16 protein-coding genes and 1 pseudogene are annotated in these 20,116 nt (G+C 43.5%); 16 read left to right on the top strand and 1 reads right to left on the bottom strand.

What is annotated here, in order from left to right; all coding sequences use genetic code 11:
• The first annotated feature begins 349 nt into the window (after positions 1-349).
• Both V7K36_RS32975 and V7K36_RS32970 read left to right on the top strand, forming a co-directional pair.
• Positions 350-826 (top strand): vWA domain-containing protein, encoded by a 477-nt coding sequence (locus tag V7K36_RS32975; RefSeq protein WP_335122150.1) that lies wholly within the window; start codon positions 350-352, stop codon positions 824-826.
• On the top strand, positions 805-1,410 hold the full coding sequence (locus tag V7K36_RS32970; protein ID WP_335122148.1) for a hypothetical protein: 606 nt from the start codon (positions 805-807) through the stop codon (positions 1,408-1,410). The genes V7K36_RS32975 and V7K36_RS32970 overlap by 22 nt, the downstream gene beginning before the upstream one ends.
• 159 nt (positions 1,411-1,569) lie before the next feature.
• Here V7K36_RS32970 and V7K36_RS32965 read toward each other — a convergent pair.
• Positions 1,570-2,769: pseudogene (locus V7K36_RS32965) on the bottom strand (ISAzo13 family transposase).
• Between the two features lie 821 nt (positions 2,770-3,590).
• On the opposite strand from V7K36_RS32965, the gene V7K36_RS32960 reads away from it, so the two are divergent.
• From V7K36_RS32960 to V7K36_RS32895, 14 genes are all read left to right on the top strand, one after another.
• Positions 3,591-4,709 (top strand): exostosin domain-containing protein, encoded by a 1,119-nt coding sequence (locus V7K36_RS32960; protein WP_335122146.1) that lies wholly within the window; start codon positions 3,591-3,593, stop codon positions 4,707-4,709.
• Between the two features lie 34 nt (positions 4,710-4,743).
• Positions 4,744-5,601 (top strand): glycosyltransferase family 2 protein, encoded by an 858-nt coding sequence (locus V7K36_RS32955; protein WP_335122144.1) that lies wholly within the window; start codon positions 4,744-4,746, stop codon positions 5,599-5,601.
• A 17-nt stretch (positions 5,602-5,618) separates the two neighbouring features.
• Entirely contained in the window at positions 5,619-6,173 is a 555-nt protein-coding gene (locus V7K36_RS32950; protein WP_335122142.1) for an acyltransferase, read from the top strand.
• Between the two features lie 2 nt (positions 6,174-6,175).
• Positions 6,176-7,087: a glycosyltransferase family 2 protein gene (locus V7K36_RS32945; RefSeq protein ID WP_335122140.1), complete on the top strand. Its 912-nt coding sequence runs from the start codon at positions 6,176-6,178 to the stop codon at positions 7,085-7,087.
• Complete coding sequence (locus V7K36_RS32940; RefSeq protein ID WP_335122138.1) at positions 7,084-8,019, top strand: glycosyltransferase; 936 nt, start codon at positions 7,084-7,086, stop codon at positions 8,017-8,019. The genes V7K36_RS32945 and V7K36_RS32940 overlap by 4 nt, the downstream gene beginning before the upstream one ends.
• A gap of 80 nt (positions 8,020-8,099) precedes the next feature.
• Positions 8,100-9,065: a glycosyltransferase gene (locus V7K36_RS32935; protein WP_335122136.1), complete on the top strand. Its 966-nt coding sequence runs from the start codon at positions 8,100-8,102 to the stop codon at positions 9,063-9,065.
• A gap of 78 nt (positions 9,066-9,143) precedes the next feature.
• The gene (locus V7K36_RS32930; RefSeq protein WP_335122134.1) at positions 9,144-10,697 is read left to right on the top strand and encodes a GMC family oxidoreductase; all 1,554 of its coding nucleotides are present in this window, start codon (positions 9,144-9,146) and stop codon (positions 10,695-10,697) included.
• A 108-nt stretch (positions 10,698-10,805) separates the two neighbouring features.
• Positions 10,806-11,933, top strand: a complete 1,128-nt coding sequence (locus V7K36_RS32925) for a glycosyltransferase family 4 protein (protein WP_335122133.1) — start codon at positions 10,806-10,808, stop codon at positions 11,931-11,933.
• A gap of 48 nt (positions 11,934-11,981) precedes the next feature.
• Positions 11,982-12,953, top strand: a complete 972-nt coding sequence (locus V7K36_RS32920; RefSeq protein ID WP_335122132.1) for a glycosyltransferase — start codon at positions 11,982-11,984, stop codon at positions 12,951-12,953.
• Positions 12,954-13,062: 109 nt separating this feature from the next.
• Positions 13,063-14,934: an ABC transporter ATP-binding protein gene (locus V7K36_RS32915; RefSeq protein WP_335122130.1), complete on the top strand. Its 1,872-nt coding sequence runs from the start codon at positions 13,063-13,065 to the stop codon at positions 14,932-14,934.
• A gap of 69 nt (positions 14,935-15,003) precedes the next feature.
• Positions 15,004-16,290 carry a hypothetical protein gene (locus V7K36_RS32910; RefSeq protein ID WP_335122128.1) on the top strand — a complete coding sequence of 429 codons (1,287 nt, stop codon included), beginning with the start codon at positions 15,004-15,006 and terminating at the stop codon, positions 16,288-16,290.
• Positions 16,291-16,521: 231 nt separating this feature from the next.
• Positions 16,522-17,526 carry a glycosyltransferase family 2 protein gene (locus V7K36_RS32905; RefSeq protein ID WP_335122126.1) on the top strand — a complete coding sequence of 335 codons (1,005 nt, stop codon included), beginning with the start codon at positions 16,522-16,524 and terminating at the stop codon, positions 17,524-17,526.
• A gap of 147 nt (positions 17,527-17,673) precedes the next feature.
• Positions 17,674-18,894, top strand: coding sequence for a glycosyltransferase family 4 protein (locus tag V7K36_RS32900; protein ID WP_335122123.1), 1,221 nt, complete (start codon positions 17,674-17,676; stop codon positions 18,892-18,894).
• 184 nt (positions 18,895-19,078) lie between these two features.
• Entirely contained in the window at positions 19,079-20,086 is a 1,008-nt protein-coding gene (locus tag V7K36_RS32895) for a glycosyltransferase family 10 domain-containing protein (protein ID WP_335122121.1), read from the top strand.
• Positions 20,087-20,116: the final 30 nt, after the last annotated feature.

Below are 20,116 nucleotides of genomic sequence, written 5' to 3'. Positions count from 1 at the left end.
TTTATTCTTTGTAAAGGTGTTGTCATACTAGATGCAGTTTAGTTTTTATTTTATTCCTTAATTATCTCATAATATTTATATTAAGGATAGGTCTAGTGGAGAAAACTTAGAATCTTTAAACAGAAGATTGTCCGAACCAGAAGGATTCCAAAGCTATGGTCAGATTGAACAATGGTTAATCAGCGAATTAGGACTCAATATTGCTTATAAAACGGTATACCAGTTAGTTCGATATCAACTTGATGCCAAGCTAAAAGTGCCCCCTCCCAAAAGCACCAAACAATATCCTCTAAGTCAATCTCACTTTAAAAAAAACTCCCTTTAGCACTCAAATTCTTGCAAGAAGAATTTGGAGAAGGTAAACGACTTATACCAATTCTATATAAGGCTGCGCTTTATTCATGTAGGGGCAATTCATGAATTGCCCCTACAGCCTGTAGTTTTGTATCAGTCTTATGGGCGCATCTTCAAACAGAAATGGTATAACTTGTGTGGTACATCTGCTCAGACTACTCCTAAAGGGGGAATTGACTGGATTTTAGTAGTAGATACTTCTGCTTCAATGCGTGGTGTCCGTGGAACGAAAAATATTTTTGAACCAGTAAAGAATTCTGTTACTGAATTTGTTAACACGGCCAGATTAGGCGACACAGTTACTATTTATAGTTTTGATCAAGATGTCACCGTAAATGCTAATGATGTCAGTATTACCAGTAATGCAGATAGGGGTAAACTCAAGGAAATAATTAGCTCACTTCAAGCTCAAGGTATCCGTACTTATACAGGAAAGCTATACAAAAGGCTTTGCAACATTCTGCCCTGTTAAACAAACGTGCTGATGCTCTTGGTCGTACTGTCAGTATAGTGTTTCTGACAGACGGATTAGAAGATGTGCCTGGTATTCCTAATCCTATTTCTATTCCTAGCAATACCCAACTTTTACCTGATCAACAATGCAAGCCCTATATATTTTTTGTGTCTTTAGGATTAAAAGAACACGAAAAGCAGCTGAATGACTTTGCTAGTAATCCAGCCCTTTGTGGGAAGGGACAGGTATTGCGAGATCCTGGAGGAGTTGAACTGAACAAGCTGGCTGAAAATATCCGGCCAGTGCTGATTACACCTAAGCTTGATGTCAATTTACCCACTGCCAATTTGCAGCCAGTATTACCTGGAACAACTACTGAACCGCTCAATAGTAATGTCAATGGTAACGTAAGTTTGCAACTGGAAGACCCTCAGCAAAGTGGTATTCGCTTAATTCCATCCGATCGCACAATCGAGTTAGTTGCTAATCAAGCAACAGTCATTCCCGTGCGTTTAGAGATACCAGCAGAGGCAAAGGGGGGCGCTAGTAGCTTGCGTTTGGTGTTGACGATCGCAGATCAAGCGATCGCACCTTTACCTTAGTCCTAACCGCAGATAATCCGATTGTTAGTCCTGTCAGTGCTGAAGTTCATTTATATATTTTGATGCCACTGGGACGAAAAATAATCATTTGGTTGCTTTTAGGGCTTTTGGTGTTGTTAATTGCCCTAAGAGTATTCCAAGTAAAAAATGATCCAAAAATCAAGCAGAGTTACAAAAGATTTCGACGAACCATTTTTTCAGGTTTGGTAAACGTTGAATTTGCTTTTCAACTTCCGCCATTGCATCCAATGTTAATTTAACTCCCGTATGGTAAACTCGGTTAACTAAAGTAACTATAGGATTTTTACCTTTAAAAGTTAAAGTTTAAGTAAACTGTAGTATAGTATCAACGCTCGAAAGTAAACTACCGCTCCAATGTTGTTCAAGCCATCCAAAGGCTCGTTCAATCGGGTTGTATTTACTGTGGTAGGGTGGATAGTAAGCTAATTGGATTGTCAGTTCAAATTTGTGGGCAAATTCAAGAATACGAAACATAAATTGAGTTCGCCGAGAGCTATTTTCTGGTCTATTGTCTTGGTTGATAACTATTTTACGAATGTGAGAAAAACGGTCTAGAACACCTAACCACCAATCTTCGAGTCGGTCAACAATACAATCAGCAGTCAGTTTGGATTGAACGAAAAATAAAAATAGCTCACTCTCTTGAGGTAAAAAAATACCGTAGGGAGTTAAAGGTGGGCAATCGGAAAAGTCATGAGCCAACGCAACAGTAGCGACACGAGTTTTTCCTCCTCTGTTAAATTCCCCAACTTTTATCTCCACCTTTGCATCCATAGAAATTCGTAGCGTCGAATGCTATTCATCAGCTTCTTGATTAATACGATTAACTTCTTTAAAGATAGCTCCAGTTTCTGGTATCTCTTTTATCGGTTTGATTTTAGCAACCCGCTTTAAGCCATAGCCTAATTGGTTCAATCATTGTCTAATAACCTCAATTGAAGGCAGTTCTTCATGCTGGTATCCTTTGAGTTCAATCAGTTGACGACGAACCTCTGCTGCCCAGAGGCGAGTATATAGCTTAATACTATTGAAAGTTGGGTCTATTTGGCTGTGCGGGTCTACAATTGACACTATGTCCAAAAGTATTGAAGGCAAGTTTTCTTCAGTACGCTTACGTCCCCTAAGCTTAAATGAATCAGCAATCGACATTCCATGTTCTAATTCTTGCATCCCTTTACGAATAGTACGTCTATTCCAGCCTAATTCCCTTTCTGCGATTATTTGTCCTCCTCGTCCCAAACCTTTAACTACTTCTGCCATAAATTGTCGTCGGTCACTTCCTTTTAATTTCTGAGATGTTTTGATGTAAAGGGATTTAAGGCTGTCGGTGAGTTGAATAAGAGATTCGGGAAACATGGGACAGATGGCACGCTGATTATTTCTCCAGTATCCCAGCATTTTGGATCATTTATTTCTTGGATTACCCTAGTGCAATTACCTTAACCTCTCACGGATGAAGTCCCGCTAACCCGATGGAATATAAATACCTTTAACAACTTAGGTAAAGATACTGCAAAGTATATGTATCGGCTAACCAGAGATGTTACATTTATATGAAAGCAAGGCTCATAAGTTAAATCGGGGTAAAACACCAAATTATGTAAAGCTAGATAAACAGTATAGATTATATCTACTGAGGAATACTTAGATTCTAATTACCGAAGCTGCGTACAATATAGATGCTCGTTTAAGGTTGTTTCGCACTCGTGAGTAAGAAAAAACCCTAATCAAAGGTTATATCTGTTGATGTGTCGCAGAAATAATCAGATTAAACGTAGATGGCTGAATATTTGAAAAATAGCAGATCATTTCAATTGGATTGCACAAATAGTAAAAGAAAAAAGTTAGTTTAGCAGAGATATTAGGAACTAGCAGGGTGAGAGAGAAAACCAAGCTTTGTTGAAATTGGATTCACAAAGCCTCATTGTTGAAAAATTTATGAGAAATTAAGCATATCTTGATGCTTCGGAGTAAGCTTTGATGGTCATTTTGATCTCAGTTTCTCCAACGTAACCTTCAATTTTTGCGTTTTTGCTGAAAAAAGGAGGTCGAATGACAGAATTCGTGTAACAAAAATCGTTGGTTATTTAAACTTATCTAAACAAGTATTTTGCTGTTTCCGGCACTAGGCAATTGAAAAACTTTAAACAAATTTGGACATGACAAATACATATGCAAAACGAAAAGAAGTAGTTGCAAAGCAATTGCACATTTACTCGGATCGATGTTATTTGCCTGAGGGGATACAACATATTGCTATGTTGTATCCCTTTTGGGGCAAAAGCGATGAAGTCTCATTGAATCCCATGAGCCGTCGCTACAACACCTACATTGATGTTGCTTCTCATTTATTCAAGCTGACTCAGCTAGAAAACGCTCAAATAGCACTGCTGCCTTTTGATTGGTCAAAATTTACCACTCATCCTGAGTCTCTAAAGATTGTTCAACAAATGTCTCAAGAAACAATGAGCCGAGGTATTCCGCTCGTTGTTTTTTACTTGGACGATGCGACCACATCTGTTGAACTCGACAATGCTTTAGTCTTTCGCACATCTATCAATTGTTCAACTCGTCTGCACAACGAGTTCGTCATTCCCGCTTGGAGTGAAGATTTTGTAGAAAACTACTGTCAGGGAAAAATACCATTGCGGAGCAAGTCTAGTCAGCCGATTGTTGGCTATTGCGGTTATGGCTCGCTTGTGCAGCCGAGAAATCAGATCACAAATCAGCTGCGTTTGCGACTTGGCGCAACTCCTAAAGCAGCTGACATTGCATCGAAATTTGGAATTGAACTTATAAAACACGACTTACCCTGGCTATATGGTTCGCGGATTAGATCGCAAGCATTGTTCATTCTTTCTAAGAGTCGAGGCTTGCAATGCAACTTTAGAATTCACGATGTGCTTCATCATACCGAAAAACTGACTCTGCCTCAACGTGAGCAATTCGTCGATAATATGCTCAACAGTGACTATATTCTCTGTACTAGAGGCGGCGGCAATTTTTCCTATCGTTTCTACGAGACCCTTAGTTGTGGTCGAATTCCGGTGTTCATCAATACTGACTGCGAACTACCATTTGATCAATATATTGATTGGAAGCGGTATTGCATATGGGTTGAAGAAGCAGATTTGCCCTATCTAGGCGATCGCATCCGCGAGTTTCATGCTCGACTAACACCACAACAATTTCAAGACCTTCAAATTGAATGTCGGAAACTCTGGTTAGAGTGGCTTTCCCCCGAAGGCTTTTTCGCTAATTTCCATCGTTACTTTTAGAACATAATCGAACGGTTGTTACAGAACATTTATTATGACACGCATCCATGCTATATGTTTAGCTAAAAACGAAGGCGACGTGATCGCTGAGACTTTGCAGTTTGCTAGTAACTTCTGCCATAAAATCTACGTTTTTGATACGGGAAGCATAGATGATACCTGGCAGCAAGTTCAAAAAGCTGCTAATAACGTAGTTGTTCCATTCCGACAAGAAAGTGTCCCCTTTTCTGATGGTCTACGCGCTCAAGTTTTTAATGCAGTGCGCGATAACTTTACGATCGGCGACTGGTTATATATTCTTGATGCTGATGAGTTTCTGGCAAAAGACCCATGTCAAGCAATTCGCATTGCAGAACAAGAAGATGCCCAACAAATTAATACGATTCAATACAACTTCCACTTTACTGACGTAGATTGGCAAAGATATCAAAAAGGATTAGAGTCGCGGGAAACACCAATTACCCAGCGACGCCGATACTACCGCTTTACCAATATTGAGCAACGCTTGTTTAAGATCGACGCAGATTTAACGTGGCCTGAACAGAGCAATGCAGGCAATCCCCACGGCTATATGGCTCCGAAAGGACAGAAAAAACTTAAAAAGTGTTCTTATAAAATTCCTAATTGCCACTATCAATATCGCGATCCGGAGCAGATACAATTGTGGTTGAAAAGACGCCGATCTGCCAGGGATGTTAACCCTCATAATTTCATCCACTATTTATCACTTGATACGGATATGAGATGGGATCGCTACATCGCTCCTAGTAAGGAGTTGAACTATTACAATAACGTTGGTATCTTCCAGATTCGCCTTGATGAGCGAATTGCCATTTTCAAAGAAAGATTTAGCACCCGCGACTTTTTTCGCTTTGATTTTCTACCACATTGAGGCAACAACAAGATTCTATGTTTACTTGGCTTCGTCAGCAAAAAAATACGCTTATAACTCGATGGGCATTACGAGATTGTAGTTCGGTTGGTACTGCGCCAAAATCTTGGGGGATTCCCCTAATCCAAAATGCTGGACAGCTGATCATTGGTGATGACTTCAGCATCTGGTCACATTTGGGTCGTAGTCAACTAGAGGTTGGTGCTGATGGTGTGTTGCGAATTGGCAATCACGTTTTTATCAATACCGACACCACGATTTCAGCCAAAGTTGAGGTCACAATCGGCGATCGCGTCCAAGTTGCCAATGGAGTGTCGATTCTAGACAACGACTTCCACGGATTAGAAGATCGGCATTGTCCTTCCCCGGCGGAACCAATTCGGATTGAGGACGATGTGTGGATTGCGACAAGAGCGATCGTGCTTAAAGGTGTCACAATTGGACGCGGAGCCGTAGTTGCAGCAGGTGCAGTGGTAACTTGCGATGTCGCGCCCTACACCTTGGTAGGTGGAGTGCCTGCTCGTTTGATTCGCCCTTTACAAAAGCCAGCCTATCAGCCTTTGTCTTTTTAGTCATGCCTAATTTCAGTATTATCATCCCGGTTTACAATGCCAGCGCTTATATTGAGCAGTCTTTGGCTTCAGTTTTTGCTCAAAGCTATCGTGATTTTGAAGTAATTGTTGTTGATGATGGTTCAACCGACGATACGGTTGATCGAGTGCACAAGTTCTCCCATCATCAGTCGCTGCGTTATGTCTATCAAACCAATGCGGGACCCGCTGCGGCTCGCAATACAGGCTTACAACTAGCAAAAGGAGAGTTGATTGCCTTTTTAGATGCAGATGATCTATGGCATCCTCGCAAACTTGAAGCTCATTTTGAGCGAATGCAGACTTCTGGCAAAATTGGCTTGAGTTTCAACTGGTTTGAAGTTTTCTATGATCGTCCAGAAGGCGATCGCTTGATGCCTTGGTTTGCACCACCTACTAAATCTACCCTGCAATGGCAAGATTTTCTCATCCGTAACTGGACAGGAACCAGCAGCACAGTTGTAATTCGTGCCGAGTGTCTCAAAGGTAGACGGGGTTTTGATGCTCGGTTTCGCACAGGTGAAGATTATCAACTCTGGTTAGGGATTGCTCAAGATGGATGGGAAGTCAGTTTTATTGCTGATGCTCTCACCATTTACCGCAAGCGTCCAAGTAGTCTCACCGTCGATTATCTCCAGATTGCCCTCGATGAACTCTTGGTCATGAAACAAGGCGTTCAAAGTGACAATCCCAGCGCTAAGGCGGCAATCAATCTAGCGATCGCTCGTCGCCAAGTAGATGTGGCTTGGGCTTACTTCCGCTCAGGTAAAAAGCAACTGGCTTGGGAATCGCTCAAACAAGGCTACCGAGCAATTCCGCAATTTATTGTTGAACGTCTGACGCGCAAATGGTTACATCGTCCCCGCAATCCTCTGATTTCTGCCAAAGCGCTATGAATACTGACCTGCCTTTTATTTCTGTTGTTGTCCCGATTTATAACGAGGAACAAGAACTTACTAACCTGCTGGATTCGCTGATGGCGCTCAACTGGCCGCCCGATCGGTTAGAGATTTTGGGCGTTGATAACAATTCAAGCGATCAAAGTTTGAGTATTCTACACACTTATCCAATTACAGTGCTGCAAGAGCCAGTACCTGGTCCCTATGCAGCCCGCAACACAGCTATCCGCCAAGCTAAAGGAGAGTTTATCGCCCTTACCGATGCCGATTGCATTGTCAGTCCTAATTGGTTACTAGAACTTTGGCAAGCATTTGATAAGCCCCAGGTTGGTGCTGTCGGGGGTAGTTTAGTACCACGTACGATTACCAACTACGTCAATTACTTTGAAGGATGCGTTTTCAAAAGCCCAAATCATAGCCGAGGAACGGCTCGGATTCAGCCCTATGTTGTGACGGCTAATGTTATGTACCGCAAAGCGGTTTTCGATGAACTCGGACTCTTTGATCAAGAAAATTTTTCTGGGCCAGATGTTGAGATGAGTTGGCGGGTAGTGCAATCAGGACACTATACGCTAAAGATTTGCGAAGAAGGTCAGGCAGTCGTGCAGCACTCCTACCGCACACAACTGAAAGATTTTACTTATGTTTTAGAACGAGATGCTTATGGCTGGTTTTTTCTAACTGCAAATCATCCCCAAATGGCTCCAGTTCCACAACCACTAAAGTACTTCATCAAGTTTTTAATTGGTTTAGCCGTTTATCCTTGGACAACGATCGCTCGCGTGATTGTCGCTCCGATTAAGCGATCGCCCAGATGGGAATTACCGCAAGATTTGCTAAAGCTAGCTGTGTTGTGGCATCACTTTGTCGGCACTTGGACAGCAAAGCTTGCTTATCAAGGACGACAACCTCCGCGCTTACTTCGCTAATTCATTATGTTGATATTGCCAGCGGATATCCGAGATTCTGAAAAATTGCCTGTTATAGAAATCAGGGAAATAAGTATTGTATGAATATTGTCATCAGTGTCGTGATTTGCAGTCATAATCCCCAGCCAACCTATCTCGACCGAGTTCTAGAAGCACTGAAATCCCAGACACTACCTCGAACACAATGGGAGCTACTGTTGGTTGATAACGCCAGCCAGCAGCCTTTGGCAGATTCCATCGACCTGAGTTGGCATCCTCATGCTAGACACATTCTTGAACCCCAACTAGGAGTCGTATTTGCTCGCTTCCGGGGTTTAAAGGAAAGTCAAGGAGCTACTTCCATCTTTGTGGATGATGACAATGTTTTAAACCCAGATTATTTGTACCATGCACTCAAAATTTCCGAGAATCATCCGCATTTAGGTGCTTGGGGCGGCCAATCAACTGCCGAATTTCAAGGTGGAATACCACAAGAATGGACTCGTCCGATGTGGCCCTTGTTAGCGATCGCACAGTGCGACCAAGATGTTTGGTCAAACCTAGATTTAGCCGAAACCATGCCTGTAGGGGCGGGTATGTGTATTCGTAAGCCAGTGGCGCAAAAGTACATTGATTTAGTACAGTCAGATCCGCGTCGCTTGAGTTTAGGGCGATGTGGTGACTTGTTGTTGTCCTGCGAAGATTTTGATATTGCTTTGGCTGCCTTAGATGTGGGACTAGGATTAGGTCGATTTTCAGGCTTAAAACTCGTCCATATTATGCCGATCGAGCGTCTGAGCGAGCGATATTTGCTCAAGTTAGTCAAAGGAATCGTTTACTCTAGAGCGATCATGGATTTCTTAAGAAATAGACCGCAAAATCAACTTTCTTGGCGCACAAAAGTCCGCTATTTTCTCTCATCTTTGCTGATGATTCCACGCGATCGCAGGTTTTTGAAAGCGACCAAACAAGCTCAACACCTTGCAGCGAAGCAAATTCAAAAAATGCAGATTGATCCAGATGATTCAACCTTAGCTCTACCAGTTTATCAACATGTAAAAATTTAGCGATATTGAAGTTCTAATCATTAGTTTGAGAAACTCAGTTAACTCAATAAATTCACACTTAATTCGGTTGTTATGGGTATGGCAAAGCAAAAAGTTTATGATGCGATTGTTGTTGGTGCAGGAGCTAGCGGTGGTTGGGCTGCAAAAGAACTTACTGAAGGCGGAATGCAGGTTTGCTTGCTTGATGCAGGTGAAACACCCCGCCAGAAAGAATGGTTGATTTTCAAGCAAGATATTTTACGTAAATTGAAGTATCGAGGCAAAGTCGATCAGCGATCGCTCTCGCTCCAACGCCAACCGATTCAATCCAAAGCGGTTGCTTGGGAATGGAATTATGAAAATTTTGTTGATGATATCGACAATCCCTACACTACCCCAGACAATCAACCGTTTATTTGGCTCCGCAGCCGACAAGTTGGTGGACGCATGATTGTTAAAGCTCATGGGCGACAACTTTATCGCCTATCAGACTACGACTTGAAAGCAGCCAATCGCGATGGATATGGAGGAAATTGGCCAATCAGTCATCAAGACCTCGCTCCTTACTATGCTCACGTCGAGCGCTGGGTGGGTGTACGAGGAACTGTTGAAGGAATTCCTCATCTTCCTGATTCGGTCGTTCTTCCCCATCGAGTCTTGAGCGATGGCGAAGAAGTTTTCAAAGTTGCTGTCGAAAGTCGATGGAGCGATCGCCGAGTTATTCCTGGGCGCTTTGCACCGCCACCATCTACTGTGCCAATCGCTCAAAAAACCGGGCGACTGAAGCTGCGCTCAAACAGTATTGCCAGCCAGATCATAGTCGATTCTGATACGGGTAAAGCCAAGGGAGTAGCAGTTATTGATCGCTATACGCATAAAAGTTACGAAATCTATGCCAAAGTCGTGATTCTATGTGCCTCATCGATTGAATCGACCCGTCTAATGCTCAATTCTGCAACTCGTCAGCATCCAAACGGGTTAGGCAATTCTTCAGGTGTGCTGGGTCATTATCTGATGGATCATCTCAATTCCATAGAAGTCAAAGGCGTCATTCCCAACCCAGAATCCTTTGCTCGCAACCAGCCAACAGGGGGGTTTTACATTCCCCAGTTTCGCAACATTCGCGATCGCCATCCTAACTTTATTCGCGGTTACGGAATACAAGGTTCGGCGGCGCGGGAAGTTCCAGAAGACTCTGATCGAGTCCCCTTCACTATGACTGCTTTTGGCGAAATGCTACCCCGATTTGAAAACTGTGTCACCCTAAACCCCGATCGCAAAGATGCTTGGGGAATTCCTGTGGCTCATATTTCTTGCGCCTTTTCAGACAATGAAGTTGCAATGGCTCAAGACCAACAACAAACTCTCAAAGAAATGGCAGAAACGGCTGGGTTTTTAGTCGAATCTGAAAGCCGCACATTAGCTCCTCCTGGCACCGCTTTTCATGAAGTTGGAACGGCGCGCATGGGAAATGACCCAAAGACCTCTGTGCTGAATCGCTTTAATCAAAGCTGGGATGTACCAAATTTATTTATCACCGATGGTTCTTGCTTTCCATCTCAAGGCTGTCAGAATCCAACGTTAACAATTATGGCTTTGACAGTTCGTGCCTGCGATTACATTTTAGACCAGTTTCGTAAAGGTAATCTGTGAATTCAAACTAAGGTTGACATAAATAATTTTGCGTGAGTACTTATCATCATCTTGCATCAATTACCTTATTTCTTAATTTACATCAAGCGTATTAGTAGGTAGATTTTTATGATTTTTCTTTACTACGATAGTTGGGGTGGACCCGGCGGTGTTGCAACATATATTCATGCTCTCGCAATCCATTTACAGGCTGAAAAAATACCCTTTCAAGTAGTGGTAAGCGAAAGTCAGCCATCACCGCTCGCCGATGAGTTAGCAGCAAAAGGTATCAAAATCTATCGTCAGCCCAAATTACCAGGTGAACGCTGGCAGATTAGAAAGCGAATCATGTTACTGTGGCTCAAAACACAACTCAAGCCAGGAGACTGGGTTTTCTGCGTCTGTCAACCCGAGCCAGCAATCTACCTCAACCTTGTTCAGATCGTTCATCGTTGTGGAGCAAAGATAGCAGTTAGTTGGATGTTCACACCGGAATTTTGGCCCCTCTCACCCCGCATTGTCGGTTCCTATGCCAAACAGACTCAGCAAGCGATCATCCAAACTGATGCAGTGGTCTCTGTCTCGCACTGTTCAGTGCATCAGTTTAAAGAAATGTACGGTTATACAGGCAAAGTGCATGTTATTCCCTTACACAACTTGACTTTTTTTTCAGAAACCGTTCCTCTGCCATCTGCACCTCCTTGGAAAATTGGCTTTATGGGTCGTTTAGATATTCAGCATAAAAACTTAGATGTGATCTTGCAGGCCTTCGCTATACTTCGGCAACTACGACAAGACGTTGAACTTCATTTGTACGGAGGCGGATCAGATCGCGAAACCCTTGAACATTTAACCATAATGTCCGGTATTCAAGACTCTGTTTATTTTCACGGTGCTTACGATCATCGTTGTGAATTACATCAAATTATCAGTACCTGTCATTTCTTTATTTATCCGTCTAGATGGGAGGGAGGACCTTGTTTTAGCTTGCTAGAACTCGTTCAGGCAGGACGTTATTGTGTAGCAGCAGCGGTCGGTGGTATTCCAGATCTTTATGCTGGACACCCAGATGTGGGACTGCTACTCGATTCTCCGGATGCAGATACTTTATTTAACGGCTTTGTGCAAACTTTGAAAAAGTTTGAAACCAATTTGATCGATGCAAATAAGATTCGTGCCCGCTATTTTGATGGATTTGATATGGAGTCTGCACATCGCGCTTGGATTTCAGTCATTCAATCTGAAGCTGTTGTATAAATACAGAAATTGATAAAAATCTGATTTTAGGATGAAATTCTCTTTCCCATGAAAGCTCAAGTCTCCGATCATATATCGATTCCGCTTGCCGAAAGTGCTTCTTGTATTTCGGTGGTGATTTGCACGTATAACCGAGCTGATCGCCTGTACTTAGCGCTAGATGCTCTACGTCATCAAACGTTGGAAGCAGATCGATTTGATATTTTAGTAGTAGACAATGCCTCAACCGATCGCACACCCTCCGTTTGCCAAGAATTTGCATCTTCGCTTCCTCATCTGCGCTACGTTTTTGAACCGGTTCAAGGCTTATCAAAAGCACGGAACACTGGTCTACAGGAAGCAAAGAGTTTATACATTGCCTTTCTTGATGATGATGCCATTCCTTCTCCTAGTTGGCTAGCTTCTCTGCTGCACGCATTCCAAACTGTGCAGCCTGAACCTGTTTGTGTCGGGGGATTGATCCGCCCGCTTTGGGAGTTACCTAAACCGGATTGGGTTCGCCCAACGATGGAGAGTTTGTTTACGATCCTTGATGGTGGCGATCAGCCTCGCTGGTTCCGCCCCAATGAGTTTCCTTGGGGCGCAAATGTAGCTTACCAACGTGATGCGCTCTTGAAAATCGGCGGCTTTCACGAGAAGCTAGGGCGCAGAGGGAAGAGTCTACTTTCCGGCGAAGAATATTTACTCAATGCTACTCTCCAGAATCAGGGAGGGGGTTTCTATTACCATCCCGAAGCTGCGGTTGATCATTGGATTCCTAAAGAACGCATTGATCCCGAATGGTTAGTGCGGCGCAACTTTTGGCAAGGGCGTTCAGTTGCATTGATTGAACATATGTTGGGTAAATCGAGAATTCGACAGCAAATCAGTAGTTTGTTGAGACTCCTGCTAGCGTTGATTGATTCTTGGAAACTTATCAATCCGTTTGAGTCAGCTTTGCAAATCCGTATTCCGTTGCAGATGGAGTTATCCCTGCGTTGGGGATATTTTGTAGAAACTTGGTTGCGTCCTTCTATTTGAGCGATCGCTGATTAAATTGTTTAGCGTTCATTGTCACGGATGATTTTGACTGCTTACTGACTAAGCAACTATTGTCAGTTTAACCATTCATACAGTTTAAGAATTTATTGTGAAAATTAGAAGCCTTCGATTGGGTCGCCGCCAACACCGCAAAAAACTCCGATGGAATTTCCCAGTGAATTCCCACTGGCAAAGCATGGAACGCCTGGTGCAGGTGGGTATGAACGTTCCTCGCCAGCGTCTTTACTTGGGAATGATAGCAATGATCTTAGCGGCGCTGCTAGACGGCTTAGGCATCGGTCTCACAATTCCCTTTTTGCGGCTGCTGCTCAATGAGGGAAATGGCTTTCATCTGCCTGCGGGGATTTTGCCAGGTGTTGATCTCTGGGTAACTCAACAGCCGAAAGTAACGCTGATCGGACTTTTGGTGTTGACGATGCTAGTATCGCTTGCCCTAAAAAGCTACTTTAGCTACATGGCTGAGGTTTTAACTAGCGTTTATCGCGAGAAACTCATCGCTTTATTAAGAATGCGCCTTTACGAGAAATATATCAACGCGCCGATCGCATTCTTTGATAACCAAAAGTTAGGCACGTTGTCAAGCACCCTAGGAGAAGTGATTAGCATTAACATTATGCTGTCATTTCTGATTTCGTTGATCACTGCTGGTTTTATTTTAATGGCCTATCTCGGAACCATGATGTTGGTTTCGTGGCAACTAACGCTACTAATTGTCCTTCTGATTGGCAGTGTGGGCTTAGGGTTAAACCAACTGCTGCGTCGAATTAGAAAGTTTGGTACAGCAGTAGTTAATGCGCGACATGATCTTAACATTCGCATTCTCGATACCTTGGCGGGCATCCGCGTTGTAAAATCTTACGCAGCAGAACGCTACGAGTTAGATCGCTTTGAACGCATCTCCAATGAAGTCACAGACACTAGCATACTAGTTGCTAAAAAAGTTGGACTAGTCGAGCCGTTGACTGAGTTTTCCACTATGGCAGTAGCTATGGTGATTTTAATGGTCAGCTATGTACTGCTGATTTCGCGAGGGTTGCTGTCAACCTCCGCACTAATGGCATTCATGCTGACGCTGATCAAAGTTGTGCCAGTCACAAAACGGATTAATATCGCGCGCGGCGCAATTCATCAATATCTGCCTTCGGTAAGTATTGTGTGTGACGCACTGTTTTCTACGCAATCTGAGCAACCTCAGTCAGGCTTACGCATTTTTTCCCATCTGCGCGAGGGAGTTCACTTTCGCAAAGTCAGCTTTGGTTACAACGATCGCACAACCATTCTCAAAAATATTGATTTAGACATTCCCTGCGGTCAGACTGTAGCGTTGGTTGGCTCGTCTGGAGCTGGTAAGTCAACGGTGGCAGCACTTTTACCACGTTTTTATGACGTGACAAGAGGTACGATTTATATTGATGGCGAAGATATTCGGAATTATGATGTCGCGTCATTACGGCGGCAATTCGGAATCGTCAGCCAAGACACATACATATTCAATGCTTCGATTCGCGATAACATTGCTTATGGTCTCGAAACGGTAAGCGATGATGCGATCCTCAAGGCTGCTTCTTTAGCCAATGCGGATGAATTCATTCAGCAATTAGCGCGTGGTTATGATACCTTAATAGGCGATCGGGGTGTACAGCTTTCAGGTGGTCAGCGTCAACGTCTCTCGATCGCACGGGCAATTCTGCGAGATCCAGAAATTCTCATTCTTGATGAAGCCACCAGCGCGCTGGATTCTCATTCTGAACGCCTTGTGCAAGATGCGATCGAACGCTTACGCCAAAATCGAACCGTCATTGTTATAGCCCATCGATTGTCTACGATCCGCAATGCAGATTGGATTGTTGTCATGCATAACGGTGAAATCGTTGAAGCAGGCACTCACGATCAACTGCTCAACAATCATGGCATTTACTGGTCTTTTCACAACGTGCAATCTATACCTCTTTCTTCATAAACGAATACGATTAGCGACCTGTTATGACTCAGCTTGGAGCAGATTATGCACTCACTTATGAATAAAAGAATGCAATCTACGATTTCCTACATTGCGTTGTTTGCTTTAGTCATTCTAGTGAGCAGTTGTTTCACTCACAACTCGTCCTCGCTCACGGTTAATGCAGCAGATATCTCTAACCTTGCCTTTAGTAACGAACTCAGTCAGTATCAGCCGCATCTCACAGCTCGCTCACGTACAGTTGAGCAAATCTATGACCGAACTGCAACACCAGGGATTACCCTAGAATCGGGTTACGCCGAGAAGCGCAAAGAAATCATTCGTATGTATCAATCAGTCGGGATTGATATTTCGTTGGATAAAGACGAGCTTCGTAAACTTAAGCCTCAGAACTGGTCTAAGCAGACACCCCAACCTTTAGATGGAAGTTATCCTCAGCCTTACTCCATCGATGCTCCTTTCTATCACGAGATTCCGACGAATTTTCCCCGTGTCCTACTTCCGGCTGGTTATGTTCAAAGTGGTCACATCTCAACTTTAGGATCATCTGGTGATGGCTCTGATGAATTTGGCATCGGAGTTGTCATTGGCAGTGCTAGCGATCCAATCCGCACGATTCATTTGGAGCAAGCAAATCAATATGCCAAAATTGGCACTTGTCCCCAGCTCAATCCTTGGACTAGATTAAACGTCAAATGGCATATTCCTGACAGTGCTAATACCAAACTCGGCAGTACTGGCAATGGAGTACCTCGCAATCAATCGGATCGTGCAGTGGTTTGGCTCGATCGCGCCACAAACAAAACTGTAGCTACTTGGGGAACCATCGAAAACTGTCAACCGTTGCTTGGTGACTGGTCGGCAATGCATATTCAACAGCCCGATCAACTGCCAAGTCTAGGAGATGCAGGCGGAATTAACGCTGCAAATAAATCAGATATCGTAACGCTGATTCGTCCTGGAGAAGCGATTAATCCTCAACAACCAATTCCTCACGCCCTATCGGGTCCGGTTCGCAATGCCTGGAAAGCGATTGTCTATCCAGCTAGTAACTATGACCAATCTATCCACCAAAACAATCGGGGCTTGCTTGGATATGGGTTCTTGGTGCAGCTAGATCCCAATCTCAATTTAGCTAGTTTAAATCTTTCACTCCCCGCCCGGCGCATTTTAGAAGCGATTCAAACCTACGGTTGGTACATGGATGATACTGGCGTTAGGGACTTTGACATCAAAGGTAACTTCAGTGCAGCAGAGTTCGCTCCCTACGGAGGGGTGAATGTAGTTGATGCTCAAGTGTTATCTGTTCTAAAAAATCAGAAACTATATGTAGTTCCTCCTCTTGTTAAGAGATAGTCAATTCTGGTTGTACCACTTTCTTGATGATATTTAGAATCGAATCGTACTAATTTCATGATTTAACTGCGAGCGAAGCGGGAGCAACGCCGATAGCGGTTGATAATCAAGTATCCTTCCTACTGTCTACGACCGAAGCTCAACAAGCGATCGCATCTAGACTTACAAATGAATTAAGCGGGTTTGCCTAGCTTGTTTACCTTTATAAATTTTACCGACAATCTAACAAACATGGATAAACCTACCGTCATTTGCCTTACTCCTGTCAAAAATGAGGCGTGGATTCTTGACCGATTCCTACAGTCTGCCAGCTTGTGGGCAGATCGGATTATTGTGCTCGATCAGATGTCTACCGATGGTTCACCTGAAATTGCCAAACGCTATCCTAAAGTTACACTGCTGCATAACCCTTCACCGATCTACAACGAAGTAGAGAGGCAGAAGATGCTGTTGGAAGAAGCTCGCCGTATTCCTGGTCCACGCCTTTTAATCGCGCTGGATGCTGATGAAGCTCTAACCGCTAACTTCACGACCAGTCCTGAATGGCAAACAGTTCTGACTGCGCCAATTGGCACTGTCATCCATTTTAAGTGGGTCAATTTTCTCAGTGATTTGGAACACTACTGGACTTCTCCCTACGACTACGCTTTTGGTTTTATGGATGATGATAGCGACCATACAGGTTCGCTGATTCACAGTTCGCGTATTCCAATTCCAGCAGGAGCGCCAACTTATGTTTTGCACGATGTTAAGGCAATTCACTACCAGTTTGCAGATTGGGATCGCCAGGAGAGTAAAACGCGCTGGTATCAGTGTTGGGAGAAGCTTAACCATCCACAACGTCGGGCAGTCGAGATTTATCGACAATATCACCGCGCGCATATTGTTTCCGATGAGCAGATCCACCCAATCCCCGATCGGTGGCTACAAGGCTACTATGAGCATGGTATTGACATGACTAGTATCCTCCGTATCGGTCGCCCTTGGTGGGATTGGCAGGTACTGGATCTAATTGATAAGTATGGTGCCAATCACTTCCGACGCGAAAACATTTGGTGGGTCGATTGGGCAGGGGTATACCGAGAGCGCTACGGCAAAGAACCTGCGAATTCCATGTGTGACCCACGTAGTTATTTTGACAAGCTGATACACTACTGGCTTCAGAAAACTCAACCCTATTGCCACAAGCTTCTTATTCGGACTCTAGACCAAATTCTCAAACTGTTTGGTTGGTAAGTGCCTGTGCAATATTAATTATACATTTCTGTATTCTGTATTCTGTATTTTAACCTGCAACTTAGGTTATATGACTAATCTCATTACTTGACCATGAGCTTCGCTAGCTTTTTCGCATATTCAAATAATTCATTTTATGGAAAACTCATGCGTAGACCGATTGTAACGGTTTTTTACCAGTTTGACCCGTGGAGCAATAGTTTAGGGGGTATTCAGACTGTCATACGCTCTTTCTTCAAGTATGCACCTGACACTTTTGAGTTGCGGCTAGTGGGAACCCAGGTAGAGAAGCGGGTTGAACCCGGAATCTGGCAGGAAATGAATTTGGCGGGTCGAAAAATTCATTTTCTACCTTTATTTACACAGCCAAAAGAGAACGGCAAAAGTTTGATTCCAGACTCGGTTCGCTATACTGCTGCATTATTTCGTCGTTGCCTTGCATCGGATTTTATGCACTTTCATCGGCTAGAACCGACGCTGGCAACGCGACATTGGACAGGAGACAAAACCCTGTTTATTCACAACGACATTCAACAACAGATCCAATCCTCTACTCGTAAAGGCAGTATTCTCTGGCAGTATTTTCCATCTGCTTATTTTGCGATTGAACGTCAAGTTGTGCCTCAGTTTACCGAAATTCTCTCCTGCAATACAGCTTCGCTAGCCTTTTACAAAGAGCGCTATCCGATGTGTGCCGATCGCGTGCAATATTTGCGAAATACAGTTGATGATGATGTGTTCTTTCCAGCCTCTGCAACCGAGCGCGAACAAGCTCAACAAGCGTTCGCTCGATCGCTTGGTAAGACCGAGCAAACTCGATTCATTTTATTTGCAGGTAGACTCCACGCGCAAAAAGATCCTCTGCTACTAATCCAAGCAATGACAGTACTTGCCGATACCAACGCTCACTTACTGATTGCAGGAGAAGGCGATCTTGAAAAACCGATTCGCGCCGAAATTGGCCGCCTTAACTTGAGCGATCGCATCACGATGCTAGGAGCGCAACCGCAAAGCGAATTAGCAAAACTACAACGTCTTGCCAGTGTCTTTGTACTCTCAAGCGTCTATGAAGGCTTACCAGTCGTAGTATTAGAAGCGCTTTCCAGTGGTACGCCCATCGTCACAACTCATTGCGGTGAAACTCCCAACTTACTCACGCCTCAAAGTGGCGTAGTTTGCAAGGAGCGCACAGCCGAAGCCCTAGCTGCTGCTCTCGATCGAGTGCTTGCCTCAAGGCAAAATTTTCCAGTACAAGCCTGTACCGATGTGGCAAAACCTTTTCACGCCAGCGCGATCGTCAAAGACGTTTGTGCCAGAATGATGCAGCGTTGGCAGGCACGCCAAGTACACGAACGATTGTCTGTCTAAAACTGCTGATTTAACTCAGCTTGAGTAGCATTGTCTGGCGTTGCTAAATCATGGGATGATTTCGCCAAGTTTGTCACGAATTTTCAATGGTTTCAACCGCAAATTCATCCCGCATTTATGCAAAGCCGCATTGCCTCTATGTCAATAGATTTTCTTTTTACTATTCTCTAAGTCTTTCATCACCATGCAAGTTCAGCTCACAGCCAAGCTAGAAAAGTTAGCTCATGCTATTCAAAAACGTAAGGTTTTAGGATTGTCTGCCAGCGACAAGCAAAAACGAGGAATTGAAGTCACTGTTCGCTTGATTTCTAACTTTCCAACACTTTGGGAAAGAATCACCGATCAAACTCCCAAAGGATCTTGTCAGTGGGGAAGCACATTGTTTTTAGGAGAAGGAGAGGCAGATCTATACGTCATCTTAAATACGAGTACGCACGATTATGCAGGAAATCCTTTACCTGCGATCAACTTACCTACGCCAGATAAAGTGTGGGGTTTACACATGGAACCACCAGACTATGTGAAACTGTTTCGCTTGGATCAATCCCATGAACATCACAAAATTTCCCGTTTTTATACCAACTGCCCAGATCTATATGAACAGTACCCAACTAAATATCTGCCTTCCCCACCCTATGTTTTGATGCATGTTGATCGTAGTTGGGACTTTCTTGCGAAGGCTTCCTTACCTCAAAAGACAGAAACGCTGTGTATGATTTCTTCAGATCTCAAAACTTTAGAAGGACATAAAGCCCAATTGGAATTTATTGAGCGCTTAGTTTCTAGCAATTTAGAGTTTTCGCTTTGGGGAAAAAGCAATCAATTCAATAAATATTCAAACTATCGGGGAATTGCACCAACAAAATGGGAAGTTCTTTCTCCTTGTAAATACTCGATTGTTGTCGAAAACAGTATTGTTCCTTTTTACTGGACTGAAAAAATTGCAGACTGTCTGCTTTCTTTCTCTCTACCGCTATATTATGGCAGCCCAAATGTAAACAAGTATTTACCCGAAGAGTGCTATATTCCAATTGATATTCACGATCCAAACTGCTCGAAAAAGATTAAAGAGATTATTGAATCTGGTGAATATGAAAAACGCCTTCCTGCTATCTTGGAAGCTCGCAATAAGATTCTTTATGAGCAAAATTTATTTGCTTTTTTAGATCGAGAAATCAAAGCATCTTTCTAAGACATATAGAATCAATAACTTATCCCATAA

The sequence above is a fragment of the Nostoc sp. genome (genome assembly GCF_036919555.1).
Classification (GTDB): Bacteria; Cyanobacteriota; Cyanobacteriia; order Cyanobacteriales; family Nostocaceae; genus Nostoc.
This window is presented reverse-complemented; position numbering and strand designations above follow the sequence as displayed.